At 64.3% G+C, this 24,508-nt stretch carries 24 protein-coding genes and 1 tRNA gene; 12 read left to right on the top strand and 13 right to left on the bottom strand.

Features of this window, described 5'->3' with window-relative positions:
• Nucleotides 1-59 precede the first annotated feature (59 nt).
• Both GC162_09200 and GC162_09195 read left to right on the top strand, forming a co-directional pair.
• On the top strand, nt 60-1,493 hold the full coding sequence (locus GC162_09200; GenBank protein ID MBI1368813.1) for a family 16 glycosylhydrolase: 1,434 nt from the start codon (nt 60-62) through the stop codon (nt 1,491-1,493).
• A 483-nt stretch (nt 1,494-1,976) separates the two neighbouring features.
• Nucleotides 1,977-2,660 carry a hypothetical protein gene (locus GC162_09195; protein MBI1368812.1) on the top strand — a complete coding sequence of 228 codons (684 nt, stop codon included), beginning with the start codon at nt 1,977-1,979 and terminating at the stop codon, nt 2,658-2,660.
• Nucleotides 2,661-2,727: 67 nt separating this feature from the next.
• On the opposite strand, the gene GC162_09190 is transcribed toward GC162_09195, so the two are convergent.
• The 3 genes from GC162_09190 to GC162_09180 all read right to left on the bottom strand — a co-directional run bounded on the left by GC162_09190 (nt 2,728) and on the right by GC162_09180 (nt 7,243).
• Complete coding sequence (locus GC162_09190; protein MBI1368811.1) at nt 2,728-3,318, bottom strand: hypothetical protein; 591 nt, start codon at nt 3,316-3,318, stop codon at nt 2,728-2,730.
• Between the two features lie 203 nt (nt 3,319-3,521).
• The gene (gene glgP / locus GC162_09185; GenBank protein ID MBI1368810.1) at nt 3,522-6,146 is read right to left on the bottom strand and encodes an alpha-glucan family phosphorylase; all 2,625 of its coding nucleotides are present in this window, start codon (nt 6,144-6,146) and stop codon (nt 3,522-3,524) included.
• Between the two features lie 125 nt (nt 6,147-6,271).
• Nucleotides 6,272-7,243 (bottom strand): D-glycerate dehydrogenase, encoded by a 972-nt coding sequence (locus tag GC162_09180; protein MBI1368809.1) that lies wholly within the window; start codon nt 7,241-7,243, stop codon nt 6,272-6,274.
• Between the two features lie 205 nt (nt 7,244-7,448).
• Between GC162_09180 and GC162_09175 the strand changes: the two genes are divergently transcribed.
• A complete protein-coding gene (locus GC162_09175) occupies nt 7,449-10,577 on the top strand; it encodes a hypothetical protein (GenBank protein MBI1368808.1) in 3,129 nt (1,042 codons plus the stop codon).
• 55 nt (nt 10,578-10,632) lie between these two features.
• Here GC162_09175 and GC162_09170 read toward each other — a convergent pair whose 3' ends face one another.
• The 4 genes from GC162_09170 to rplM all read right to left on the bottom strand — a co-directional run bounded on the left by GC162_09170 (nt 10,633) and on the right by rplM (nt 12,119).
• Nucleotides 10,633-10,935: a type II toxin-antitoxin system RelE/ParE family toxin gene (locus tag GC162_09170; protein MBI1368807.1), complete on the bottom strand. Its 303-nt coding sequence runs from the start codon at nt 10,933-10,935 to the stop codon at nt 10,633-10,635.
• On the bottom strand, nt 10,904-11,092 hold the full coding sequence (locus GC162_09165; GenBank protein ID MBI1368806.1) for a hypothetical protein: 189 nt from the start codon (nt 11,090-11,092) through the stop codon (nt 10,904-10,906). Before GC162_09165 ends, GC162_09170 begins: the two co-directional genes overlap by 32 nt.
• An 87-nt stretch (nt 11,093-11,179) precedes the next feature.
• Nucleotides 11,180-11,626, bottom strand: coding sequence for a 30S ribosomal protein S9 (gene rpsI / locus GC162_09160; GenBank protein MBI1368805.1), 447 nt, complete (start codon nt 11,624-11,626; stop codon nt 11,180-11,182).
• 58 nt (nt 11,627-11,684) lie between these two features.
• A complete protein-coding gene (gene rplM, locus GC162_09155; protein MBI1368804.1) occupies nt 11,685-12,119 on the bottom strand; it encodes a 50S ribosomal protein L13 in 435 nt (144 codons plus the stop codon).
• 503 nt (nt 12,120-12,622) lie between these two features.
• Here rplM and GC162_09150 point away from each other — a divergent pair.
• The 8 genes from GC162_09150 to rplI all read left to right on the top strand — a co-directional run bounded on the left by GC162_09150 (nt 12,623) and on the right by rplI (nt 17,666).
• Nucleotides 12,623-12,694, top strand: a tRNA-Gln gene (locus tag GC162_09150).
• 116 nt (nt 12,695-12,810) lie between these two features.
• Nucleotides 12,811-13,599, top strand: a complete 789-nt coding sequence (locus GC162_09145; protein ID MBI1368803.1) for an NTP transferase domain-containing protein — start codon at nt 12,811-12,813, stop codon at nt 13,597-13,599.
• The gene (gene prs / locus GC162_09140; GenBank protein MBI1368802.1) at nt 13,596-14,579 is read left to right on the top strand and encodes a ribose-phosphate diphosphokinase; all 984 of its coding nucleotides are present in this window, start codon (nt 13,596-13,598) and stop codon (nt 14,577-14,579) included. The genes GC162_09145 and prs overlap by 4 nt, the downstream gene beginning before the upstream one ends.
• A gap of 27 nt (nt 14,580-14,606) precedes the next feature.
• Nucleotides 14,607-15,266 carry a 50S ribosomal protein L25 gene (locus GC162_09135; GenBank protein MBI1368801.1) on the top strand — a complete coding sequence of 220 codons (660 nt, stop codon included), beginning with the start codon at nt 14,607-14,609 and terminating at the stop codon, nt 15,264-15,266.
• A 60-nt stretch (nt 15,267-15,326) separates the two neighbouring features.
• Complete coding sequence (locus tag GC162_09130) at nt 15,327-15,917, top strand: aminoacyl-tRNA hydrolase (protein MBI1368800.1); 591 nt, start codon at nt 15,327-15,329, stop codon at nt 15,915-15,917.
• A 31-nt stretch (nt 15,918-15,948) separates the two neighbouring features.
• Nucleotides 15,949-16,431, top strand: coding sequence for a 30S ribosomal protein S6 (gene rpsF, locus GC162_09125; GenBank protein ID MBI1368799.1), 483 nt, complete (start codon nt 15,949-15,951; stop codon nt 16,429-16,431).
• Between the two features lie 79 nt (nt 16,432-16,510).
• Nucleotides 16,511-16,990 (top strand): single-stranded DNA-binding protein, encoded by a 480-nt coding sequence (gene ssb, locus GC162_09120; GenBank protein ID MBI1368798.1) that lies wholly within the window; start codon nt 16,511-16,513, stop codon nt 16,988-16,990.
• A gap of 142 nt (nt 16,991-17,132) precedes the next feature.
• The gene (gene rplI / locus GC162_09115; protein MBI1368797.1) at nt 17,133-17,666 is read left to right on the top strand and encodes a 50S ribosomal protein L9; all 534 of its coding nucleotides are present in this window, start codon (nt 17,133-17,135) and stop codon (nt 17,664-17,666) included.
• Between the two features lie 72 nt (nt 17,667-17,738).
• On the opposite strand, the gene GC162_09110 is transcribed toward rplI, so the two are convergent.
• A complete protein-coding gene (locus GC162_09110; protein MBI1368796.1) occupies nt 17,739-18,035 on the bottom strand; it encodes a hypothetical protein in 297 nt (98 codons plus the stop codon).
• Between the two features lie 110 nt (nt 18,036-18,145).
• On the opposite strand from GC162_09110, the gene GC162_09105 reads away from it, so the two are divergent.
• The gene (locus GC162_09105) at nt 18,146-18,709 is read left to right on the top strand and encodes a hypothetical protein (protein MBI1368795.1); all 564 of its coding nucleotides are present in this window, start codon (nt 18,146-18,148) and stop codon (nt 18,707-18,709) included.
• Between the two features lie 55 nt (nt 18,710-18,764).
• Here GC162_09105 and GC162_09100 read toward each other — a convergent pair whose 3' ends face one another.
• Genes GC162_09100 through GC162_09080 form a run of 5 tightly spaced genes read right to left on the bottom strand, consistent with a single transcriptional unit; the run spans nt 18,765 to nt 24,446 of the window.
• Complete coding sequence (locus tag GC162_09100; GenBank protein ID MBI1368794.1) at nt 18,765-20,960, bottom strand: hypothetical protein; 2,196 nt, start codon at nt 20,958-20,960, stop codon at nt 18,765-18,767.
• Between the two features lie 27 nt (nt 20,961-20,987).
• A complete protein-coding gene (locus GC162_09095) occupies nt 20,988-21,893 on the bottom strand; it encodes a prepilin-type N-terminal cleavage/methylation domain-containing protein (GenBank protein MBI1368793.1) in 906 nt (301 codons plus the stop codon).
• Nucleotides 21,890-22,573, bottom strand: coding sequence for a hypothetical protein (locus GC162_09090; protein MBI1368792.1), 684 nt, complete (start codon nt 22,571-22,573; stop codon nt 21,890-21,892). Before GC162_09090 ends, GC162_09095 begins: the two co-directional genes overlap by 4 nt.
• Complete coding sequence (locus GC162_09085) at nt 22,570-23,910, bottom strand: hypothetical protein (GenBank protein ID MBI1368791.1); 1,341 nt, start codon at nt 23,908-23,910, stop codon at nt 22,570-22,572. Before GC162_09085 ends, GC162_09090 begins: the two co-directional genes overlap by 4 nt.
• Nucleotides 23,874-24,446 (bottom strand): sigma-70 family RNA polymerase sigma factor, encoded by a 573-nt coding sequence (locus GC162_09080; protein ID MBI1368790.1) that lies wholly within the window; start codon nt 24,444-24,446, stop codon nt 23,874-23,876. The genes GC162_09085 and GC162_09080 overlap by 37 nt, the downstream gene beginning before the upstream one ends.
• Nucleotides 24,447-24,508: the final 62 nt, after the last annotated feature.

The raw sequence follows: 24,508 nt of genomic DNA, 5'->3' as shown, positions 1-24,508 counted from the left end.
GATGTTCATGCCCGGGGACGACGGTCCCCGGCCTTTATTGACGGCGCATATGATGGGGGATGAAGGACACGCGATGGATTTCGATCGGGCGCGCGGGCGCGGTGGTGTGGGTGCTGTGCCTTGCGGCGGCGGGCGTACGCGCGCAGTCGATCACGCTCGATGAGGCGAAGGCGCTTCATGACGATGCAACCGCGGCGCGGGAGGCGATCGAGCGCGTGGGGCAGACGGCGACGACGGCCGCGCAGCGGAAAGACGCGGGCGATGCGAAGGCCGCGATTGGGCGGGTGACGGAGCGCCTTGACGGGTGGATCAAGCAGCTTGAGGCGGAGGAAGCGGGGAATGCGGGGGATGTGTATGCGGGGGGAACGAAGTATCCGGCGGCGGCGCGGGTTCGGATCGAGCCGTTCAGCGTGCCGGTGGATGCGACGGTGGTGCATGTGCCGGTGACGCTGGACATGGCGAGCGTGAACACGGTGATTGCGTACATCCGCGTGTTCGACGGCGACGGCGGGCGGGCGGCCCCGGATACGCAGAAGTCGGTGATTTTTCGGCCGGGCGATCCGCTGACGAAAACGGTCCGTTTTCATGTGCGGAACATGAGCGCGGGCAATGATGTGCGGGCGGTGCAGTATGAAGTGGCGGACGGGGCGGACACCGAGGGCGGCGGCATCCGCATCACGGCGGAGGCGGGCGCGGTCAATGAGCCGATCGAAGGCGGACGGGCACCGATGCATTTCGAGCCGCACGGGGAGCTGACGTATTCGGCGACCGGCGCGACGATCCGGTACGACGATCAGGGCGGTCCGGGCGTTTTCGCCACGGGCTTGCCGCACGGGCGGACGCAGGTCGGCAATGGCGAAACCGGTTACTACGGCACGGTCGATATGGGCGGGTTCAAGCCCACGGACGACGGGCTGATGCTCATGTCCCGCCGGCTCGACGAGCCGGTCATGGTCGGTTCGCCGGCGACGGCGTATCCGTTTCTGGCGACCGTCTTGTCGGGGCGACACACACCGGAGACGTATTTCAAATATGGCAGTGTTGAGTGGGTCGTGAAGATGCCCAATCGGAAGGACTCGTGGCCGGCGCTTTGGCTGATGGCGGTCGGGGGCTGGCCGCCGGAGATCGATGTGTACGAGGGGTTCGGGTACAACGGGTCATGGCGTTTCGCGTCGAGCTTGTCATCGAATCTGCACGGCGGGACGAACGGGCGGCGAACCTTCACGCGCCCGGCGATGCGGATGTCCATGCAGAACTTCGGCCTCGACCCGACGCTCGACACCGCCTTCCACACCTTCGCCGCCACGGTCGAACCGGAGTGGATCACCATCTTCGTCGACGGCGTCGAAACGATGCGCTACGCGAATCCCTTCGCGGGCCAGACGTGGTTCCCCCTGACCAACGTCGCCGTCAAAGCGCCGGTCGAGTCAGCGTACGAGGATGGCACAGGCGCGATGACGGTGCGGTCGATCAAGGTGTGGCGCGCGGAGTGATGTAGGGCGGTTCATTGACCCGCGCCGATCGATGGACGTATCACGAAACGAAGACGCGGGTCGATGACCCGCCCTACTGAGCCGCACGCCAGCGTGTCATTTCGGTACATCGTGGTGAGCCAGACTGGTCGTGGGTTGTTTGGCGGATTGCGGCGTTGGGGTTGAGCGGGGTTTTGGACGAAGGGTCGGGGATCAGCGCAAAATATCTGACGGGGAGCAGGTTATGAATCGACGAGGCCGGGCGGTGTGGACGCGGGTCGGCGGGGCGAATCCGCGGCATGCGGTTTGCAAATACCCTGCATTGCGATGCGCCATGGGGCGAGCGATGCACGCATCGATCGTGCTTCGCGACGACTTCGGGTCCGTGTGACGGACTGCGGGTTGACGGGTATCGGCGCGGCGGCGTAGCCGCGGCGAACGGCTACCGGCGCATGGATTGGGGTTCGGTGCAACCATGTCGGGCCAATGCCCGAAGGAGTTATCATGTTCTCGTTGGTAAGGCGTCTGTCGGGCGTGTGGGTGATGGTGTTGATGTTGTGCATGGCGGCGTCGGCGTCGCAAGCGGCGACGATCGCGCAGTACACGTTTCCGGGCGACGGGCTGGCGCCGACCACAACGGGCGCGAATGTGTCGGTCGGTAACGTGAATTTCACGGGCAGCGGCGCGAGTCAAAATGTGATCGGCATCGGTGTTGTGGCGGTGAACGCGGCGGGAGGCGCCGGCAACGCCGCGACGGCGGTCAGCACCAACAGCTTCCTCCAGTTCACGGTCACACCCGACGGCGGATTCGCGTTGAACCTCGCCTCGCTCGCCTTCAAGAGCACCGTCGGCTCCACAGGCAGCGGTTACGTCGTGCGATCCAGCGTCGACGGCTTCGCGGCGACCCTGTCGACCAGCGTGGTGCCCACTTCGTTCCCCACTTTCACAGACTTCTTGATCGATCTGAGCGGCGCGGCGTTCCAGGGTCTGACCACCGCGACCACATTCCGGATTTACACATTCATCGGAGGTGGAGCTGGTAATCCGGCCCTGGCGTATGACGATCTGACGCTCAACGGCACCGTCGATGCCGCGGGCATCACCGCGCCCGAGCCGGCCAGTGCGACGATGCTGGGCCTGCTGGGTCTGGCCGTTGCGGCACGACGCCGCGGCGCGACCTCACGGTAAGACGATCATCAAAGATCCGCACGACAAGAGCCCGGCGATCGCGGTCGCCGGGTTTTTTCATGGACACTCATCGGCGGCGGATCAAGGGGAGAGCGGCGAGGGCCAGGAGTGCGAAGCTGGCGGGTTCGGGGATGGCGTCGAACTCGACGACGAAGGCGACGGGGAGCGGGCGGCCGCTGGTGGTGGCGTCATCGGGGTAGTCGTTCCATGTGTCGCCGATGAGTGCGCCGTGTCCGAAGTATTCGATGAAGTCTTCATTGCCGCCGAAGTTGTTGGGTTCGCCGGCGGCGAAGTTGGAGAAGCTGAACGGTTCGCCGGAGACCCATGCGAAGGATCCGCCGGAGCGGACGCCGCCGGTCCAGGGTCCGATGCCGTTGCTTGCGGCGTCGATGAGCCAGAGGTTGGCGTCGGCGCTGATGAGGGAGAAGATGAAGGCGTTTTCCTCGGCGGTGACGGGGGTGGCGAGGTATCCGCCGAGGGCGGCGGCGGCATCGGCGGCGGCGGTGCGCGTGATGCCGCGCGGGGCGGCGACGACGTCGTAGAAGTGCCCGTTATTGCCGGGGCCGCTGTTCCATTGGACCGGCACGGCGCGAGCGGCCGAAGCGCCGACGAGCGCGACGAAACACGACGCAACGATGGACATCACACGATGGGGCATGATTCTCACCTTTCAATCTATTTTGAATTCAAGGCGTCCGACCCGACACCGAACACGCTTCGATTTTAATGGGGGCCTTTCAAAATACAAGGAAAATAGGCGATGTGGTGCGGGCCGGCGATGCGGCGGGCGATGCGGGCGCATGAAAAAAGCCCACGGCGGAAGGCCGTGGGCTTGGGTTGGGTTGGGGTGTGATGGACGGATCAGACTTCGGCGGGGACCGGGGTTCGGTCGGGGGTGCGGGCGCGTTCGGGTTCGTTGTCCCATGCGATGACGCCGGGGATGAACGGGGTGGCCATCGCCGGGTTGCCGGGGATGACGCGGACGGCCATGCCGTGCTTGCCGGAGTTATCGACGGCGAAGGAGCCGGTGTATTCGTGGACGCCGGCGCCGAGGTCGTTGGTCTGCGACATGTCGACGCAGGTGCCGCCCTGAATGCGGCCCTCGACGTCGAGCGGGCCGTAGTAAATCTGCACGCGCACATCCGCCGGCGCCAGGTCGCCGAGGTTCACCTTGGCGATGACGTTCATGGGCTGGCGCACGCCCAGCGGCTTGCCGGTGTTGGCATTGATCTCCTGAATGCGGACCTGGCCCCAGTGCTGGTGCAGGTTGGAGATGTAGTGCGAGAGTTCGACGCCGCCCTTGAGGCCGTCGGCGGTGAGCTTGCGCGTGCGGCGATGCGCGGGCAGGTAATACTTCTGGACATAGTCGGCGACCATGCGATTGGTGTTGTACACCGGGCTCATCGCGCGCATCGTGTTCTTCATCCACTTGATCCACATGCGCGGAAGTCCGTTGCCGTCGCGATCGTAGTACATCGGCACGATCTGCTTCTCGAGCAGGTCATAAAGCGACTGGCTTTCGACCTGGTCCTGATAGTCGTAGTTGGAGTACGCCTCGCCGCGCCCGATGGCCCAGCCGACGTCCTTCGCCCACGCCTCGTCCCACCACCCGTCGAGAATCGAGCAGTTAAGCACGCCGTTGAGCGCCGCCTTCATGCCGCTCGTCCCCGACGCCTCCATGCCGCGGCGGGGCGTATTGAGCCACACGTCCACGCCCTGCACGAGGTAGCGGGCGACGTGCATGTTGTAGTTCTCGATGAACACGACGCGCGTCGACGCCCCGTTTTCCCGGGCGAAATGCACAATCTGACGGATCAGCTCCTTGCCCTGCGTGTCGGCGGGGTGGGCCTTGCCGGCGATGACGATCTGCACCGGGCGATCCTTGCTGCCGAGAATCCGCATGAGCCGCTCGGGATCGCGGAACAAAAGATTCGCGCGCTTGTACGTGGCGAACCGGCGTGCGAAACCGATGGTCAGCGCCTTGTGATCGAACAATTCGTCGATCGCGCCAAGTTCGGCGCTGGACGCGCCGCGGCGCTCCATCTGCTCCTTGTGCGTGCGGCGGAGCCAGTGCACCAGACGCTGGCGGCGATGACCGTGAATCCGCCATAGCTCCTCGTCGGGGATCTGCTTGATGCCGTCCCAGACGCTCTGATCGTTGGGCTTGAACTTCCAGTTGCGCGACAGGTAGCGATCGAAGAGCCAGATCAGATCGGGCGAGAGCCACGTGCGGGCATGCACGCCGTTGGTCACGTGACCGATCGGCACTTCTTCGTTGGGCAGCTTGGGCCAGATGTTCGCCCACATGTCGCGCGACACTTCGCCGTGCAGCTTCGAGACGCCGTTGGCGCCGTCGGAGGTGCGGATGGCAAGCACGGCCATGGAGAAGAACTCGTTGCGATTGGCGACGTTCTCGCGGCCGAGCGCGAGCAGGCCTTCCATGTCGAGCTTCAGCGAGCTGTGATAATCCTTGAAGTAGCGCTGGATCATCTCCGGGGGGAAGCGGTCGATGCCGGCGGGGACGGGGGTATGCGTGGTGAACACATGGCTCGCCGCGGCGGACTGACGGGCTTCGTCGAAGGTGAGGTTGTACTTTTCGATGAGCACGCGGATGTGCTCAAGCGCGAGGAATGCGGCGTGGCCTTCGTTCATGTGCAGCACGGACGGCTTGATCTGCATCGCCGTCAGCGCCCGCAGACCGCCGATGCCCAGCACCAGCTCCTGCTTGATGCGCAGTTCCATGTCGCCGCCGTAAAGCTGGCTCGTGATCCCGCGGTCGTCGCCTTCGTTGGTCGGCAGATTCGTGTCCAAAAGGAACAGGCGCGTGCGCCCGACCTTCGCCTCCCACACCGCGATGTTGAGCTTGCGGCCGGGCAGATCGACCGACACCGTCAACTGATGGCCGTCCGCGTCATGCACCGGGCGGATCGGCAGATTCGTAAAGTCCAGTTCGGGATAAAACTCCTGCTGCCATCCGTCGGCGTTGAGGTACTGCTGGAAGTAACCATTGCGGTAGAGCAAGCCGACCGCCACCAGCGGAACGGCCAGTTCGGAGGCGCTCTTGAGATGGTCGCCGGCAAGAATGCCCAGGCCGCCGGAGTAGACCTGCAGGCATTCGGTCAGACCGAACTCGGCGCAGAAGTACGCGACGCAGCAGTCGTTGGCATCGGGGAAGTTCCGCTGGAACCACCCGTCGGTTTTGAGATGATCGTTGAGTTCCTCTTCGACGCGCTTGATGGCGGAGAGGAACGATTCGTCGCGAGCCAGCTCTTCGAGCCGATCCTGCGGACACGAGCCGAGCAGGCGGACGGGATTGTGCTTGGTCTGCCGCCAGAGGTCGCCGTCAACGCGCATGAACAATTCGACCGCTTCGGGGTGCCATGCCCACCAGAGATTGCGCGCGATGGTCAGAAGCGGTTCGAGCGGCTCGGGGAGCGAGGGGACGACCTTGAACGGGTGGATACGGGCCTGCTGGGGTGAAAGCATGTGCGTCTATCCCTGATGAATGAAAATATCGGACCTACCTGGCGCGTCAAGCCGGATGGCTTGTTCGGGACGCTGATCGACGTCCCGACCTATCTTTCGACCAATCCGGGGGGGCGTCTTGATCGTTAGACGCTGGTCGTTATCGAAACCTTATGCGGCGGAGGATCACCGTGCAAAACGCAAAGCAAATTCCGGGCCGCGATGTCGCTCATCGCCGCGCGGGTCTGATGGGTCGCCGACCCGAGATGGGGGAGCAGAAGCGCATTGTCGCAAGCCGCAAGCCCCTGCTCAAGCTCAGGTTCCCGTTCATATACATCGAGCCCCGCCCCCGCGATCTGCCCCGCCTGTAGTGCTTTGACGAGTGCCTGCTCATCGACAACGGGCCCGCGAGCGGTGTTGATTAAATAGGCAGTGGGCTTCATCAACGCCAATCGACGCGCATCGATCAGGTGGTGCGTCGCCTCCGAAAGCGGCACATGAATCGACACGAAGTCCGCCTCCGATAGCGCCTGATCGAGCTCGACGCGGCGGGCGCCGAGCCGGTCGAACTCCCGCTTGTCATGTCGGGCGACGTATAGCAGCGGCATGTCCCAGCCGATGGACCGCTTGGCCATGGCATACCCGATCCGCCCCGCGCCGATGATCGCCAGCGTTCGCCCGGCGATGTCCGAGCCGAGCAGTTGATGGGGGTTCCACCCGGTCCACCGCCCTTCCCGCACCATGCGATCGCCTTCGCTGACCCGCCGGGCGATGCCCATGAGCAGGGCCCAGGCGATGTCGGCCGTGGCGTCCGTCAGCACGCCGGGCGTGTTGCAGACCGTCACCCCCCGCCGCTCCGCTTCCGCCACATCAATGTTGTTGAAGCCCACGGCGTAGTTGCTGACCACCTTCAGGCCCGGCCCCGCCGCCTCGAAAAACGCCCCATCGACCTTGTCACGCAACTGCGTCAGCACGCCGGCGCACCCGGCGATCGCCCGGTGCAGCTCATCGGTGCTCAGGAACCGCTCGACGGGGTTGACGATCAAATCGTGCGCCGATTCGCGCAGCAGCTCGATGCCCGGACCGGGGATGGGATAAGTGACGTAAATCTGCGGCACGGTCGCTCCTTCCGGGCCTCAAAGAGCCGAGTATACCACCCGCCCCGCCCGGCACAAATCCGCCCCAAAGGTCAAAAAAACGCTTGCGGCGGGTTTGATGGATCGTGTATCATCCTCGATGCAAGAGGATTCGCCGGAGACACTTCGAGAAAACGCCCCGGCGAAAGAACGATACGCCCGACAAACCAGATTGAGGAAACGAGACATGGTGCGGAAGAACCTCGCTGTATGTGCGGCTGTTGTGGCCGTCGGTTGCCCGTTCGTGCTGAGCCAACGTGCTTGGGCGGCGGCGGTGACGTTGACGGGGAATGATCCCCTCGGCTCGTCCAGCTGGAACACCGGACTCAACTGGTCCGACAGCACCGCCCCCTCCGCCGCCAATGACTACACCGTCGGCAGCGGCCTGACCCTCCGCACGCCCGACAGCGTCGCCGGCACCGTCTTCGCCGGTAATAGTCTCACGCTTCAGGGCGGCATCCTCATGAAGCACAACACCAATACCTCCGTCAGCGCCAACCTGATCGTCTCCGGCACCAGCGCCGCGATCACCAATGGCGTCGGCGGAACCGATGAGGGCTTCGGCGGAACCATCACACTCAACGCCGCCAGTCTCCTGTCCTTCACCACCGCCGAAACCAACCGCACCATCTCGCTGTCCGCAGACGTCTCCGGCTCGGGCAACATCAGCAAGACCGGCGGACACACACTCATTCTCTCCGGCAACAACTCCTTCGGCTCCGGCACACTCAACTACGGCTCGGGCACCACGGACGCCGGCGCGATCCGACTCGCCTCCGCCAACGCACTCGGCAATTACACCACCGTCAACCTCACCGGCAACAACGGCGGCGCCGACCGCATCGAGCTGACCGGCTCCATCAACTTCAACACCTACAACATCACCACCTCCGGCCGCGCCAATCAACAAACCACCGGCGCGACCCTCGTCAACATCTCCGGCAACAACACATGGAACGGCAACATCACCATCAACAACACCGGCGGGGCCTACGGCATCCGTTCCGACGCCGGCACGCTGACCATCGCCGGCAATGTCCTTAACGGCATCGCCAACACGCGCACATGGGACCTGGGCGGCGCCGGCAACATCCTCGTCAACGGCATCATTGATGAAAACGGCGGCGCGGGGAACCTGGCCCTGACCAAGTTCGGAACCGGCACGCTGACACTCGCCGGCGCCAACGCCTACAACGGCTCGACCGTCATCTCCGCCGGTACGCTCGCCGTCGGCAACGGTGGAACGACCGGCCAACTCGGCGGCGGAAGCGTCACCAACAGTTCCGTCCTGACCTTCAACCGCTCCAACGCCATGACCGTCGGCAACCTCATCGCCGGCGCCGGCGCCGTCAATCAAAACGGCTCGGGCGCCACCACGCTCACCAACGCCAACTCGTATGACGGACTGACCACCATCAACGACGGCGTCCTGGAAATTCAGAACGCCAGCGCCCTGGGCTCCACCGCCGCCGGCACGCGCATCGTCGGCAACAGTGCTGATGGACAACTCGCACTCTCCGGCTCGATCACCACCAGCGCCGAGGCACTGACCCTCGAAGCACGACAGGGCGCCGCCATCAACGCCGCCCATCTCGAAAACCTCAGCGGCAACAACACCTTCTCCGGCGCGATCACCTTCGACGTCGGCGGCTCCGACTACAACTTCGACTCCGCCTCCGGCACGCTCACCCTCACCGGCGGCATCGTCTTTACGCCCGGCTCCGGCACGCGAAACATCAAGCTCACCGGCGCAGGCAACGGCGTCTTCTCCGGCGGCGCGATCGCCATGAACCCCGCCGCAACCACCAACGCCATCTACAAGTCCGGCGCCGGCACATGGACGCTCTCAAGCACCATCACCGGCGTCGACCTCGTCAACGTCAACGGCGGAACGCTCAAGATGGGCGCGGAGAACATCATGGCCTCCGAATCCGCCCTCTCCCTGAGCACCGGCGCCTTCGACGCCAACTCGCTCAACCAGACCTTCCAAAGCATCCGCTTCGCCGGCGGCTCCATCGCCAACGCTGCCGCCTCCGGCAAAACACTCTCCCTCAACGCCACCGGCGACGCCATCATCTACGCCACCGGCGCCGGCCCCACGCTCAATGCGACCCTGACCGGCGCGACCGGCGGACGCGTCGTCACCAGCGGGTTCTCCGGCAGCGCCTCCTACGATGGTTCCCTCGACCTCGGCGGACAGATTCGCGAATTCTCCATCGCCGACACCAACGCCGGCGGATCGGACATGTTCTTCAACGGCAAGATCACCAACGGCGGCATCCTCAAAACCGGCGCCGGCACGCTCAAATTCCTCTCGACGTCCAACTCGTTCTCGACGCTGGAGATTCAGAACGGCGCCGTCTTCGTGCAGTTCGCCGGCAATCACCTGCCCGACAACCTCGCCGTCAACATCAACGGCGCCTCCGCCGCGCTGAGCATTACCGCCAATGACGAAACCGTCGGCACGGTGAAGCTCACCGACGGTTTGATCACCGGCGACAGCGTGCTGAGCGCGACCAGCTTCGACGTCCGCAACGGCAGCTCGGTGATCGTGCTCGGCGGCGCGGCGGCGACGCTGACCAAGAACACGAGCGGCACGGTCACGCTCTCGGCCGCCAACACCTACGGCGGCAACACCACCGTGAACCTGGGCGTGTTGAACGTCACCGGTGCGCTGGCCAACAACGGGTCCGACAAGGTGTTCATCGCCGCCGATGCCGAGGGTGATTTTTCCAGCGGGACCGAGGCGACGCTGTCGCGGGCCGTGGCGGCCTCCGCTTCGTACACCGGGCTCGGCTCGTCGATCACCAGCTCCATGATGACGGCGGCGGACCTGCTGGGCGGGACGAACGGCACAGCGGGGACGCAGACATTGAGCATGGGCTGGCGCGACAAGGCGAGCACGAGCGGCGAAGTGCACGCAGAACTGCTCCTCAGCGATGTGCTGAGCGTCACGGGCATCGACGGGTCCGTGTTCGTCCTGCAGATGAACTACGCCGACTTCGCCGGCGACGTGTCGCTCGCTTCCTCGGGCCTGCTGCATCTGGCGTGGCTGGACACCAGCGACAACACCTGGAAGAACGCCATCGAAGGCAACCACGGGTCGAACATCGGCGCGACGAATGTGTTCGGCTCGTGGGCGGGCGCGGGCGGGAGCACGCTGGCGCTGGGGGCATGGGGCGTGGATACGGACAACAACGTGGTCTGGGCGGTGCTCGACCACAACAGTCAATTCGCCGTGCTGGCGCCGACGCCGTTGGCCCTGCCGGCGGGATTGATGCTGATGGGAGCGCTGGCGATGCGGCGTCGGCGCTGAGTCGTGAGGCAAAACCCGCGCCCGTAAAACCGGCTTGTGAGGCAAGCCGGTTTTTTTATTGATGCGAATCCCGGGCCCCATGTCGGATACGAAGAATCCGAACGCTCGATTCGTGGACTTGGTACATGATCCGATAGGAACCGACAAAAACCTCGCGCATCATCGGATCGCCGATTTCAGGAATCACACGACCGCTGTTCGGGAATCTTCCCACCTCGATCGCCCGCTCGCGAATCCGTTGAACGAAATGGGCGGCATTTTCGGGTGAATCTTGCGCGATGAAGGCCGCGATCTGACGAAGGTTCTCCACGCCCGCATGGAGAAGACTACTTGAGCCACTGGGCGAACTCCCTCTCAAAGTCCGCCATCGTCAACGACTCGCCGGCTTCGATCTGCCGAATGCCTTCGTCAAGCTCCAGCCGAATCGCGATCGCCTCCACGATCTGACGCGCCGTCGCGTTGTCAGGCAGTTGATCGATGACTTGCTGGAACTTCTGTTTTGTCGTCACTGTCATTGCTCCAGGGGATTGGAGAATTATACGCCCAAAAAAAATAACCGGCCGCGCGGGCGGCCGGTGGGAAGATGAAGATGGGAAGCGGATTTAGCGCTTGGAGAACTGGAATCGACGGCGGGCGCCGGCCTGGCCGTACTTCTTGCGTTCGACTTCGCGGGCGTCGCGGGTCATGTAGCCGTTGTCGCGGAAGGTCTGCTCCAGCGTGGGGTCGTAGCTGGAGAGGGCGCGGGCGAGGCCGAGCAGGATGGCGCCGGCCTGGCCGGTGATGCCGCCGCCGGAGACGCTGACGAAGACGTCGATCTTGCCGGCGGTGTTGGTGGCGGTCAGCGGGGCCTGGGCGTCGGTGCGGTGCTGAATTTCGGAGAAGTAGTTGTCGACTTCACGGTCGTTGATGAGGAACTTGCCGGAGCCGGGACGGACGCGGACGCGGGCGATGGCGGACTTGCGTCGGCCGGTGCCCCACCAGAAGCCGAATTTCGGCTTGTCGGCCGCCTTGGGTTCAGTCGTTTGCGGAAGCGTTTGAGTCTGAGTCATCTGGATACCTTTGCATGAAGCCCGCCGGCCGCATCGGCCCGCTGAGGCGATGGAGTCCTTAGAGTTCGACCGCCTGCGGGGCCTGGGCCTGGTGCGGATGATCCGTACCGGCGTAGATCTTGAGCTTGGTGAGCATCTTCACGCCCATGTGCCCCTTGGGCAGCATGCGGCGGACGGCCAGCTCCAAAAGACGCTCGGGATGCTTGGTGCGCATTTCGCCGAAGCTCATCGACTTCTGCCCGCCGGGGTAGCGGCTGTAGGTCTGATGGAAGTTCTGCTCCGCCTTGCGGCCGGTCAGAACGATCTTCTCGGCGTTGAGCACAACGACGAAGTCGCCCACGTCGCAATGAGCGGTGTACTGGGGCTTGTTCTTGCCCTGCAAAATCGTCGCGAGCTTGGCGGCCAGACGCCCGAGGACCTTGCCCTCCGCGTCCACCATGAGCCAGCGCTGTTCCACTTCACCGGGCTTGGCGAAATAAGTCTGTCGTTCCATGATCCACCTAAAAGGGTCTGCTGGGGAGAATCGCAAAGTTTAGCCGGTTTCGGCGCACTGTCAAGCCGCCGGCGGGGAGAAATGACCAATGATCAAGCACCAAATCGCAGGGCAATGACCAATGCCCAAATCCCAATGACCAAGGAAGGAACGGCCTGCGGCCTTTGATTTTGACATTGTGCCTTTGAACAGTCCCTTGGTCATTGGTGCTTGGTCATTGGTCATTTCTCCCGGATTCTCCAGCTTGACCGGGTCGGACCGGATGCTACACTTACGGACCGTTTCCCACGAGGGAGCCGACCGTGACGAGCCGATGGCGAGGCGCGGTTATGGGCAGGCCTGCGGCACAAGTGGCCAGTCCCGCTCCGGTGAAACGAGCCGCGGAATCGTTCGTGTCGCGCCCTTCTCGATGACGGGCCTGATCGACGGACGCCGCGATTGACGATCGAGGCGACCGGCGCGGATCGGGCTCGTGCCCTCTCCAACCCAAAAGCCGACAACCCAAGCCCGTGGTGTAATTGGTAACACACCAGGTTTTGGTCCTGGCATTCCTGGTTCGAGTCCAGGCGGGCTTGCTTGGACATATGGTGAAGTCGTGATGTGGTGAAATGGTGAAGCGGCGACGATCGGCTCGATATCGCCACATCACCCCTTCGCAATATCGCCACTTGAATCGCGAGCGACTGTACGCATGACTGACGACTGCCAACAACCTCAACGTCCCGTGCAGGCGATCATCCTCGCCGCCGGCAGGGGCACGCGCATGGGCAGCGACATCGCCAAGGTGTTGCACCCGGTGGCGGCGAGGCCGATGGTCGAGTGGGTCATCGACGCGTGCGAGGCGGTCGATTCACAGCGTCAGATCATCATCGTCGGACATCAGGCCGACCGCGTCCGTTCCGCCCTGTCGGACCGCGAGCGCTGCCTGTTCGTGGAGCAGACGCAGCAGCTTGGCACGGGTCACGCGGTCATGATGGCCGAACCGTGCTTTCCGAAGAATGATCGCAACTATGATGTGCTGATTCTCTGCGGCGACGGCCCGCTGATCGAGGCGGCGACGCTGCACACGATGCTCGAGCGTCATCGCGCGACCCGCGCTGTCGCCACGCTCGCGACTTCCGTCATCGACGACCCGACCGGCTACGGGCGCATCGTGCGCGACGCGGCCGGCCGATTCGAGCGCATCGTCGAGCACAAGGACGCCACCGAGGCGGAGCGTCAGATTCACGAGATCAACCCGAGCTACTACTGCGTCCGGGCGGACGCCTTGTTCGATGCCCTTTCGCGCATCGACAACAAGAACGCCAAGGGCGAGTACTACCTGACGGATATTCTGGGGATTTTTGTGGCGGACTCTGAGCGTGTCGAGGTGATCGACGCGGTGCCGCCGCGGGATGTTTTGAGCATTAACACGCCCCAGCAGCTCGCCGAGGTGGACGCGATCCTGCGTCAGCGTCTCGGACTGGAGGTCAGTCGATGAGTCGGGCCGACGCCAACGATATCAAGGTCTTCTGCGGCCGCGCCAGCCGTGATCTGTCCGAGGCGATCTGCCGCAACCTCGATGTGCCGCTTGGACAGGGGCACACGGAGATGTTCCCGGACGGGGAGATCATCGTGAAGCTCGAAGAGGACGTGCGCGGGCGCGACTGCTTTGTGATTCAGTCGACGCACCATCCGGTGAACGCCCATCTGATGGAACTGCTCATCTACATCGACTGCCTCCGCCGCGCTTCGGCGCAGCGCATCACGGCGGTGATCCCCTACTTCGGCTACGCCCGGCAGGACCGAAAAGACGAGGGCCGCACGCCGATCACGGCCAAGCTCGTGGCGAACCTGATCACGGCGGCGGGAGCGAACCGCGTGCTCGCCATCGACCTGCACGCCGCGCAGATTCAGGGCTTCTTCGACATCCCCGTCGATCATCTGCTGGCCGTCCCCGTCTTCGTCGAATACATCCAGTCGATCCGCAAGGACCTGGGCGACACCGTCGTGGTCAGCCCCGACGTCGGCAACGTCAAGACGGCCAACATGTACGCCAACCTCCTCGGCGGCGACCTGGCCATCATCGACAAACGCCGCAAGTCCGGCTCCGAAGTCGTCTCCTCAAACATCATCGGCGAAGTCAAAGGCAAGACCGTCCTCATGTTCGACGACATGATCTCGACCGCCGGCACCGTCTGCGAAGCCGCCAAGCTCGTCATGAATCAGGGCGCCAAGGACGTCATCGTCACCGCGACGCACCCGGTGCTCGTGGGTCTGGCGATGGAACGGCTTCAGGACGCGCCCATCAGCAAAATCATCGTGTCCGACACCATCCCCTGCGGACAGCGCTGCGAGAAGATCGCCGACAAGCTCGTCGTGCTCTCGGTCTCGAATCTTCTGGCGCAGGCGATCCACCGCATTCACCACCACCAGTCGGTCAGCGCCCTGTTCCGTCCGGGCACGGCCGGCAAAAGATAAACAGCCAACAAACTCGGAGATCCACCCATGTCCCACGAACGCCCCAAACTCAAAGCCACGCCCCGCGATCGCCTCGGCTCCAAGTACGCCGCCCGCCTTCGCGCCACCGGCCAGCTCCCCGCCGTCGTCTACGGCCACGGACAGGACCCGGACCACGTGGCCCTCGAAGCTGAGTCCTTCCTGCACTCGCTGCATGAAGGCGCTCACCTTTTGGACCTTGACGCCGACGGCAAGGCGCAGACCTGCCTCATCAAGGATGTGCAGTACGACTATCTCGGCACGAACATCATCCACGTCGACCTGACGCGCGTCGATCTCTCGGAAGAGGTCGAAGTGTCGGTGCCGATCGAGCTCAAGGGCGAAGACAAGAGCCCCGGCGCCAAGGCGGCTAACGCGGTGCTCGAGCAGCCGATCGTGGACCTGGAGGTCATCTGCCGCGCCGACTCGATTCCCGATGCGATCTACGTCGACATCAGCGCGATGAACGTCGACGATGCGATCACGGTCGGCGACCTGAAGCTGCCCGAAGGCGTGCGGACGGAAGTCGACGCCGACGCGGTCGTCGTGTCGATCTCGCTGGCGGCTGAGGAGACCGAAGCCGCGCCGACCGAAGGCGCCCCGACCGAGCCGATCGTCCTCACCGAGCGCAAGGAAGAAGCGCCCCCGGCTGCGGAAGGCAAGAAATAAACAGGCCGCAAGCGGCCTCGCTCAACGGCGGGCCGCTTGAACACGGAGCCCGCGCGGACCATGAAACTGATCGTCGGACTCGGCAACCCGGGCGCTCAGTACCGCAACACCCGGCACAACGCCGGCTTCATGGTCGTGGAGCGATTGGCGGTGCGTCACGGAATGGACGCACCCAAGGAAAAGTTTCACGCCGCCTGCATCGAAGGCCGCATTGGAAACGAACGTGTCATGCTCATGCAGCCGCTCACTTACATGAACCGCAGTGGTCTGGCCGTCGGCGAGGCCCTGTCGTTCTACAAGGCCGATCGGGACACGGACCTGCTCATCGTCGTCGATGATCTGGCCCTGCCCATCGGCGCGGTCCGCGTCCGCAAAAGCGGCGGATCGGGCGGGCACAACGGGCTGGCCGACATCGAGCGGGCGCTGGGCACGATCGCCTACCCGCGACTGCGACTGGGCATCGGCGAGCCGTTCATCAATGGCCAGCGCATCGCGATGCACGACTACGTGCTCGGCGCTTTCACCGCCGAGCAGGCCGAGCCGCTCGCAAAAGGCGTCGAAACCGCCGCCGATGCCGTGGAATGTTTCCTCGCGTCGGACCTCGCCACGGCGATGAACCGTTACAACCCCAAACTCAACACCCCCAACTAAGACAGCACACATTCAACGACTGGAGCAACCCATGGCTACGCAGACCAAGACCGCCAAGACCCGCATGTACGAAGGCATGTTCCTGCTCAACCCCGCCGCGATCAATTCGAGCGTGGGCAAGGCCACCGAGATCATCGCCGAAATCCTCAAGCGCGCACACGCTGAGGTGGTTTCGATGAGCAAGTGGGACGATCGCAAACTGGCCTACAAGATCGAGGGGCAGAAGCGCGGCCTGTTCATCCTCGCTCACTTCAACGCCGACCCGTCGCAGGTCGCGCACATCGAGCGCGACGTGAATCTGTCCGAAACCGTCCTGCGCTGCCTGATCATCCGCGGCGAACATCTGGGCGAAACCGAGATGCAGATCTTCACCGACGCGCAGAACGTCACGCGCGACGCCATCGCCCTCGAAGCGTCCAACCCGCAGCCCGCCGCCGCCAGCGATGACGACGACAGCGATGCCAGCGATTCGGACGTCGATACCGACACCGAGTCGGAAGAAGAAGCCGAGTAAGCCGACGTCGGCTTGAGCGGTGATCGTTTACAATCGTGCCCGCCCTACCAAGACGCCAATAGATAAAAGGAAACGACCAATGGCTGGCAGTTACAACAAAATCCTCCTGATGGGCAACCTGACGCGCGACCCCGAGCTCAAATATCTGCCTTCCAACACGCCCGTCGCCGAGTTCGGTCTGGCGTGCAACCGCAAGTTCAAGCGGCAGGACGGCGAGATGGGCGAGGAAGTCCTCTTCGTCGACTGCACCGCGTTCGGCCGCACCGCGGAAGTGCTCAACCAGTACTTCAAGAAGGGCCGACCCATCTTCATCGAAGGCCGCCTCAAGCTCGACCGCTGGCAGGACAAGGACGGCGGCAACCGCTCCAAACACACCGTCGTCATCGAAAACTTCCAGTTCTGCGACTCCCGCGAAGGCGGCGCTCCCGGAAGCGGCGACTCGGGCGGCAGTTCCGGCGGCGGCCGCTCCTACTCCCGCTCCGGCGGGGGGTCCGGCGGCGGTTCCGGCGGTCCTCCCATGCCCGAACCCGACATGGGCGGCGATGACATCCCGTTCTGAAAACGTGAATACAATCACGCCGCAAGCGGCGTCGCTAAACTGGAAATTCCGCACTCCGAACTCTACACTCCGCACTCCCCATGATGACGCCCCGGCCAGCGTGGTCCCCGGCGTCTAACTCCCAACCCGATTGGAGGACATCATGTCCACGAAGAAGAACGTCAAGCTCCTGCTCACCGAAAACATCGACAACCTCGGCATCGTCGGCGACGTCGTCAACGTCCGGGCCGGCTACGCCCGCAACTATCTCCTCCCGCACAACCTCGCGACCAGCCCCACGCCCGGCAACATGAAGAAGGTCGAAGCCCGCCGCGCCGAGGTCGAGAAGCAGATGCGCGAGCAGCGCGCCCAGCGCGAAGCTCTCCTCGCCAAGCTCGAGGGCTTCGAGATCTCCCTCATGCGCGCCGCCAACGAAGACGGCATTCTCTACGGCTCCGTCTCGCAGCACGACATCGCCGTCGCGCTCCAGGAAGAGGGCTTCGCCATCACCGACCGCGACATCCGCATCGGCGACCAGATCAAGCGCCTCGATTCCTACATGATCCCCGTCCAGATCGAGCGCGACCTCAAGACCGAAGTCAAGCTATGGGTCGTCTCCGACAAGCCCGCCGAGAACCTCATGGCCGAAGAAGACGCCAAGCACCAGGCCGAGGAAACCGAAGAAGCCGAGGCCTGAGCTTCGCATTCCAGTTGACACACCGCCGCCGGCTCCCGCATGGGCCGGCGGTTTTTTTATGCGCCGCGCCGATCAGCGTGAGGATTCATCCGCCTCCGCTTCAAGCCGCTGGATGCGTTGCGCCCAGACTGAAATTTCCTCACGCTGAATCTCCAGATTGCAAGTCAGGCACTTCCCTTTCGGGCGAGGCACACACGCCCGCACCTTCTTCGCTTCGTAAAGCGCCGCCTCCCGCAGACCCAGCGCATTGCACACGTAATACAGCGTCGCCCGCCCGTTGTATTCCGCGTCCTTGAAAAACAGATAGGCCCCGATCACCGTCACGAACGAAACCGCCCAGATCAGCTTGTCCCGCCGGTGCGTGCTCATATCGATAAGGACGCCCCGAGGCGACGCCGGTTCCCGCGCCCTTGACGAACGGGCACAAGCGTCGAGTATCATGGTCCCGCCCGCACATCCATCTTCCGAAAGGGACACCCATGCGACGTCTTGCCCGGCGATGGTTCATCGTGATGTTCTGCTTCTTCGCCGCGATCGCCCTGGCGGCCGACGAGGGCGTCAAGGAATACGAAGTGCCCAACCACGGCTCGCTCAAGCTCGCGCCGCCCAAGACGTGGAAACAAGCCATCCGTCCCGCGCCGCCCGGGCTGCCCGTCGGCCCGACCGTCGAATTCTCCGACCCCGCCGGCAAGGACTTCAAGGTCCTCATCTCCATCGTCCCCGACTTCAATGGCAATCCCGACTTCAACTCCCCCGCGTCCCTCAAGGCCATGGTCGAAAAACTCAAAGCCCACTTCCTGCCCGGCGCGAAGGAGAAGGACGTCCAAATCATGGAACTCAAAGGCCCGCACATGGTCGGCTACTACTTCATGGTCACCGACAAAGCCCCCAAACCCGGCGAGTACGAATGCATGACCACCGCCGCCCTCGGCGTCGGCGACCTGCTCCTGCCCGTCACCATCCTTCACCACGCCCCCGACACCCCCGACCGCCAGGCCGCCCTGACCATGCTCAAAAACGCCGAGCAGGCCGCGAAGAAATGATCTACACCATAAAGCCCGGGGACGGCCGTCCCCGGGCTTTATCCATCAACACACATCAGCGTTTCAGCGCTTCGCGAATCCTCTCGGCAAGAAGCTGCGCCATCGCCTGTTTCGCCTCGTCATTGAAGTGAATGTGATCCTCGTTGATCCATTCCTTCACATGCGGCTGCGTCAGGGCGTAGAGGTCGGCGATCGGGACATGGTGCGATTCCATCAGCTTCGCCGCCGCGGCGTTGTAGCGCTGGGCGTTGGAAAGGTACAGCGGGAAGCGCGGGATGAGGTTGTCGCTGATCGTGCCGGTGCTGGCGACCCAGATGGGTTTGGTGCCGTACTGATCGAACACGGCGAGCACCTGTTCGAGGCGCTTGGCGTAGGCGGCTTCGGAGCCGGGCTGCGCGGCGGCGAATTCGTGGATGCCCATGTTGAAGGTGATCACGTCAAAGTGCTCGCGGCTGGCGAGGAAATACTTGAGTTGATCGTTGGCGAGCGAGCCGGTCGTCGTGTAGCAGCGCGGGCCCATGCTGCGCCATCCCTTGCCGTCGGCCTCGCCGATCACATTGGCTTCGTCCTTGAGCAGCGTGCGCAGCGGTTCGTGGTACCCGCCGCTGATGGAGTCGCCGATGATGAGCACGCGCGGCAGGCGGGGGTTTTCGATGTAGAGGGCCTTGCGCGTGAAGTAACGGTCGACGGTGTCGGGCGCGGTGATCGAACCGGTGTAGGTCGGATGCGTGTCCGTGCGGAAAGGTGCGGCGGGCAGGCCGTTTTTGCCCATCAGCGTCGGCCGGCGATCGGGCAGATCCTGATAGGCGTAGCGCACGCCCTCGGGCTTGTCGACGCCGGGCGCGGTGACGATGAGCGTGTCGCCGTCGATCTTCACATCCGCCCAGACCCACCGATACATCGAACTCGCCAGCGCGATGTCGCGCGGCTTGTCGGCATCGAAGACGAGGCCCCCGCCGGTGTGCGTGAATGAGAGCGTCGTTGTCGCGCCATCGACCTTCACGGACGCGAGGCGCGGGCCGACGGGGTCGGTGTCGGTGCGCTGATATGCATCGAAGAGCGCGATGCGGGCGAGTCGATCGGCGAGCGCGATCGCCGGGGTTTTGCCGGGCAGGTCGACCGTGTTGGCGACGAACACATGCGATAGCTCACGCTCCGCCATTGACTGGCCTTCGCGCAGCTCCGCCCCGCAGCGGTCATCGAACTTGCCGAAGCGCTCGGGGCGAAGTTCGACGAGGGCGAAGGTCATCGCCTCATTGGCGAAGGCGCGGCGCCAATCGGCGATCAGCACGGGGAGCAGGCGGCTTTCCTGCACGCCGTGCATGACGCTCTGTTCGTTGTCGCCATGATCGAAGACGACGCCGCGGAAGGCGAGCCCGGCCAGCGGCGCGATCAGGGCGTTGTACACGCCGGCGGGCCGCAGGTGACGATCGTCGATGCGCTTGCCCGGCTCGGGCTTGGGCGGCGGATCGAGCGGGAGCGACTGACGGATCTTCATCCATTCATCAAGCTTCTGCTGATAAGCTTCGTCCGCCTTCTTGTTCCATCCGCCGTCGGCATAGAACTGGAGAATCGGCTTGGCGGCGGGCGCAGCTTCGAGCGCCGGGTGACTGATCCATGCTTCGATCGGCGAGCCGGGGAACGGCGCGGCGAGGACGATGACGCCGACGGGCGCGTCGAGCGCTGCGCCAAGCCGTTGTGCGAAGAGCATCGCTTCAGCGCTGAGCAACCGGGCCGCGCCGGCGTTGACCGCTTTCCATTCCCCCGCCAGTTGATCCTTCGGTTCGTCAGCAACGGCGGGCGAAGCATCATAGATTCGAATCGGTGATTCACCGACGAGCGCCGCCAGCTTGTCGCTGTCATTTTCAAAGCGCAGATCGCGCTTCATGTCCGCCCCACCGGCCATGACCCACACTTCACCGACGAGGACATTCGAGAGCGTGATGCGATTGGACGCCGCGACTGTCAGCGTCATGGGCTTCTTCGAGGCGTTCATCGCAGGCAGTTCGGCGGCCCAGCGCCCGTCGCGATCGGCGCGCGCGGTCGCATGCGCATCGCCCAGCGTCAGGTCGATCGCTTCGTCCGCCGCGGCGCGGCCCCAAAGATGAATCGGCTTGCCCTGCTGAAGCACCATGTTCGAGGCGAACACCGGCGAGAGCGTCACTTGGCCGTGCGCCCGCATCGAAAACACCACGAGCGCGATCAGAATGAAAAGGCATAGCAGGACGTTCTTGCGCATCACGTTTTGCATGGAAAAGCTCGCAAAAAGGCGGGAAGATCAGTCGTCGGCGTCGCGGGTCCACATCCCCTTGGCGCCATCGTCATCGCGCGGCGGGCCGCCGACCCAACCGGAGCCGACCGTGTCGGCCGGGAGCATCAGATCGACGTGACCGTCGCAGAAGAGGTAATTCCATTTTTTGAAGTCGTCATGCCACGGCGCGCTGGGGCCCCATCCGACGACGCCCATACCGACCTGGTTGTACGGACTCGTCACTACGGCTCCGCGCAGGTTCGAGCCGAGCTTGTCGACATCGGACTCGCCGATCTCGATCGTGGCATGCGGCAGCGGGACATCGGTGAGGCGCACGGAGTGCTGCGCCGACGCAATGCCGACGGGCGGATTGGTCGTGCCCCATTGTCCGCCGTTGATCCCGTAGCATCGGCGGAAGGCGTCGGCGCCCTTGTACTCGGGGCAGCGGTAGATGGCGTTGTACTTCTGAACGTAGGGTTCCTTGGGCAGCCCGTCGCGCAGCCAGCGTTCGAGCATGCCGGCGCGCCCGAGGCGTCGCCCGTCATAACCGTATCCGCCCAGCAGATCGTCATACGAAATGAGACTGCCGCCGACCGGCGACCACGGCGCGTTCTCCGTCGGAAACGCCTGATACGCGTAGGTGTAGTAGTTTTTGTTGTCGCCGCAGTAGAAGGTCATGGCCAGATGGAGGGTCTTTTCGTTGGCGGCGCACGTGATGATGCGCGCCACGGCACGAGCGCGGGCCAGCGACGGAAGCAGAATCGCGATCAACAACGCGATGATCGCGACGACAACGAGGAGTTCGATCAGGGTGAACGCGCGGCGGTTGGCGCATTTAGCGGCGGGGCTTGCCCCGCGCGGCTCAATGCGCCGACCGCGCGGGGCAAGCCCCGCCGCTAAATGATGCGCGCGATGGACACGGGTGCATGTCATTTGCGTCGGAGCGTCACCAGCGCCAACAGCGCCACGCCGGCGGGCAGCGCGGCGGGCGCGGGCACGATGGTCAGCGTCAGCTTGACGGGATTGCCGGCGCTGGGGGCGTTGAAACGGAAGCCGCCGTGATCGCCGGAGGCGTCGGTGTTGACACGGATGACGAGATATTTGCCGGCGACGTTGGCGTAGCCGAGCGTGTCGTAGAGGTTCTTGATGTAGGAGCCGATGCTGATGCTTTGTGCGGTCGTGGTCGTAGGCGTGCCGGTGACGAAGACGCCGGAGGCGATGAAGTTGTCGACGAGCTTGGCGTGCCCGGAGACGCCGTCGGTGTTGGATTCGATGAACTGGGTGTTGGAGCGCGTCGGCGTGGTCTGAAGTCCGAGGGACCAGATGTCGGCGTTGGCGCCCGAGAGCGTGCCGGTGTTGCTGACGGGGAAACTCAGGACACCCTTGTTCACAAACTCAGTGGGCGCGAGCGTCGGGAGCTGGAAGAACATGATGCCGTTGTAATTGACGGAGCCGGTGGAGAATCCGACGATGTGATTGGTGTTGCCGAAGTTGGCCGCGGCACGGACCCACCCGCCGGTCGAGTCGGTGTTGATGGTGACGATGTCCGCGTCGGCTTGTCGATTCACCAGCGATGCGGCGACGAGAACGAGGATGAAAGCGGCTCTTTTCATGATCCATTGCTCCTTTGCAGGGATTCGGTGGACTGTGCAGGTTTGATCGACAGGTCGTCGAGATACGCGCGGCCGGTGGATTTGCCGCCGTCGCGATAGATGAGCGAGATGAGCATTTCCTGAGCGCCGGGCGGAATGTCGAAGACGTCGCGCGTCCAGCGATAGTCGTCGGCGGCGTCCTTGGGCGAAAGCAGCGTGAACTCGACGTTGCGGCCGACGGCGTGCGCCCGTGACTCGGCGAAGAAGCGGATGCGGACGGAAAGCGACTGCGCGGAGTCGGCGGCGAGCGGGTCGTCGGCGTCATGCCGGGCGTAGGCCTCGAAGATCGCCATCGAGCCGGCGAGCGAATGCACGTCGACGCTCTGCCATGCCGTCACCACGCCCCCGCCGCTGGTGAACAGAAGCGCGGACTTGCCGGTGCGGACGTGATCAGTGGTGCGGCGAACGTGATCGTTGAAGCCGGCCCAGCCCCTGGCGTCGCCCGGACCTTCGAAGCCCGGATCGCGCAACAGTTCCTGCGGCTCCTCCGCGCTCGGATCGGCCAGACTCCACTGCCGCACCTGACCCTCGCGCACGAGCACCGCATCCATCGCGGTCAATTCCATCACCGTCCCCGACACATCATGCGGATGCACGCGGACCCGGCCCTCCCAGACGCGCACTTGCGTCGCGCCCGTCGGAGTCACATCGACGTTGAACCGCGTGCCCAGATCGACGCAGCGGGCGGCGGGCGTTTCGATGGCGAAACCCGCCGCCTGATGCGGCACGTGCACGGACAGATGCCCTTGCGAAAGACGCGCCGCCCGCGGATCGCGCAGGTCCAGATCGCACGGTCCGATCAGCGTCACGATCGCCCCGCTGGCGAAGGCGATTTCCGCCTGTCCCTCCGGCAGATGCACATACCCGGCGTAAAGGTCATCGCCGACGGCCAGAGCGGCGTCGCGCTGCGTGATCGACGCGGTCGCGCGCGTCAGCCGGGCGATCGGTACGGGGCGCTGCATGTAGACGAACACGCCGACCGCCAGCAGCACCCCCGCCGCCGCGGCGAGACCGCGCAGCGGGCGCCATTGACGTTGCGACATGATTGTCCGCGAGCGCGCGGATGACGCAGCGTGTCCGTCGGCATGCTCCCATTCGAGCAGCGCATCAAGCTGCATCAGCGCGACGTACGCATCGCGCTTCGCCGGATCGTCGCGCAGCATCGCCGTCAGGTTCGTCCGACCGGCGGCATCGAGTGTGCGGTCGATCAGGGCCGCCAGCAGCGACTCGAAGCGATCGGGATGTGGCGACGCGGCATGGCTCATCCGCCGGCGCTCCCCATGGTGTGCGTGATGCATTCCTGAAGTTTGCGGCGGATGCGGTTGAGCGCGACGGACAGCGCGTTGGTCGAACGCCCGCTCAGTTCGGCCATGCGCTGCACCGAGCCCTGCGGGTGGTATCGCTGGCGGATGAGTTGGCGCTGGTGATCGGTGAGCTTGGCCAGGCACAGGCGCAGCGCCGCGGCGCGGGCTTCGCCCAGGTCCGCCTGCGCCGTCGCCCGCTCAGCCAGGTCATCGAGCAGGGCTGCATCGAGGAACAGGTGCCGATCGCGCCCCCGGTCGCGCGCCCATGCGAGCACCTGACGCTTGGCCACGCCGCACGCCCACGTCGTGAACTTCATCGACGGGTCATATTCGCCCGCCCGACGCCAGAGCACGACATTCGTCTCCTGAAGAATGTCGTCGGCGTCGTCGACGTCCATGACCAGCGTGCGGATGTACCCCACGAGCACCTTCTGCGAAGCGGCGATCCGCTCCACAAAAAGCTCCGCGCGGCGGGCATCAATCGGCTGACCGGGGTTGGATTGTCCTTCTAAACGCTCTGCATCAGACATTTTGCGCCATCCACACTCACAAACCGCCTCCGGTTGACGCACAAGGCCTCTTTTCCGTACTA

It is taken from the genome of Planctomycetota bacterium (genome assembly GCA_016125255.1).
Taxonomy (GTDB): domain Bacteria; phylum Planctomycetota; class Phycisphaerae; order Phycisphaerales; family Zrk34; genus RI-421.
Note: the sequence above shows the minus strand (reverse complement) of the source record. Positions and strands in the feature narration are given on the sequence as shown.

Bases quoted from the DNA above. Each gene is read 5' to 3' on its own strand.
- GC162_09200 (MBI1368813.1), top strand. From the start codon at position 60: ATGAAGGACACGCGATGGATTTCGATCGGGCGCGCGGGCGCGGTGGTG.
- GC162_09195 (MBI1368812.1), top strand. From the start codon at position 1,977: ATGTTCTCGTTGGTAAGGCGTCTGTCGGGCGTGTGGGTGATGGTGTTG.
- GC162_09190 (MBI1368811.1), bottom strand. From the start codon at position 3,318: ATGCCCCATCGTGTGATGTCCATCGTTGCGTCGTGTTTCGTCGCGCTC.
- glgP (MBI1368810.1), bottom strand. From the start codon at position 6,146: ATGCTTTCACCCCAGCAGGCCCGTATCCACCCGTTCAAGGTCGTCCCC.
- GC162_09175 (MBI1368808.1), top strand. From the start codon at position 7,449: ATGGTGCGGAAGAACCTCGCTGTATGTGCGGCTGTTGTGGCCGTCGGT.
- GC162_09165 (MBI1368806.1), bottom strand. From the start codon at position 11,092: ATGACAGTGACGACAAAACAGAAGTTCCAGCAAGTCATCGATCAACTG.
- rpsI (MBI1368805.1), bottom strand. From the start codon at position 11,626: ATGACTCAGACTCAAACGCTTCCGCAAACGACTGAACCCAAGGCGGCC.
- rplM (MBI1368804.1), bottom strand. From the start codon at position 12,119: ATGGAACGACAGACTTATTTCGCCAAGCCCGGTGAAGTGGAACAGCGC.
- GC162_09145 (MBI1368803.1), top strand. From the start codon at position 12,811: ATGACTGACGACTGCCAACAACCTCAACGTCCCGTGCAGGCGATCATC.
- prs (MBI1368802.1), top strand. From the start codon at position 13,596: ATGAGTCGGGCCGACGCCAACGATATCAAGGTCTTCTGCGGCCGCGCC.
- GC162_09135 (MBI1368801.1), top strand. From the start codon at position 14,607: ATGTCCCACGAACGCCCCAAACTCAAAGCCACGCCCCGCGATCGCCTC.
- GC162_09130 (MBI1368800.1), top strand. From the start codon at position 15,327: ATGAAACTGATCGTCGGACTCGGCAACCCGGGCGCTCAGTACCGCAAC.
- rpsF (MBI1368799.1), top strand. From the start codon at position 15,949: ATGGCTACGCAGACCAAGACCGCCAAGACCCGCATGTACGAAGGCATG.
- ssb (MBI1368798.1), top strand. From the start codon at position 16,511: ATGGCTGGCAGTTACAACAAAATCCTCCTGATGGGCAACCTGACGCGC.
- rplI (MBI1368797.1), top strand. From the start codon at position 17,133: ATGTCCACGAAGAAGAACGTCAAGCTCCTGCTCACCGAAAACATCGAC.
- GC162_09110 (MBI1368796.1), bottom strand. From the start codon at position 18,035: ATGAGCACGCACCGGCGGGACAAGCTGATCTGGGCGGTTTCGTTCGTG.
- GC162_09105 (MBI1368795.1), top strand. From the start codon at position 18,146: ATGCGACGTCTTGCCCGGCGATGGTTCATCGTGATGTTCTGCTTCTTC.
- GC162_09100 (MBI1368794.1), bottom strand. From the start codon at position 20,960: ATGCAAAACGTGATGCGCAAGAACGTCCTGCTATGCCTTTTCATTCTG.
- GC162_09095 (MBI1368793.1), bottom strand. From the start codon at position 21,893: ATGACATGCACCCGTGTCCATCGCGCGCATCATTTAGCGGCGGGGCTT.
- GC162_09090 (MBI1368792.1), bottom strand. From the start codon at position 22,573: ATGAAAAGAGCCGCTTTCATCCTCGTTCTCGTCGCCGCATCGCTGGTG.
- GC162_09085 (MBI1368791.1), bottom strand. From the start codon at position 23,910: ATGCATCACGCACACCATGGGGAGCGCCGGCGGATGAGCCATGCCGCG.
- GC162_09080 (MBI1368790.1), bottom strand. From the start codon at position 24,446: ATGTCTGATGCAGAGCGTTTAGAAGGACAATCCAACCCCGGTCAGCCG.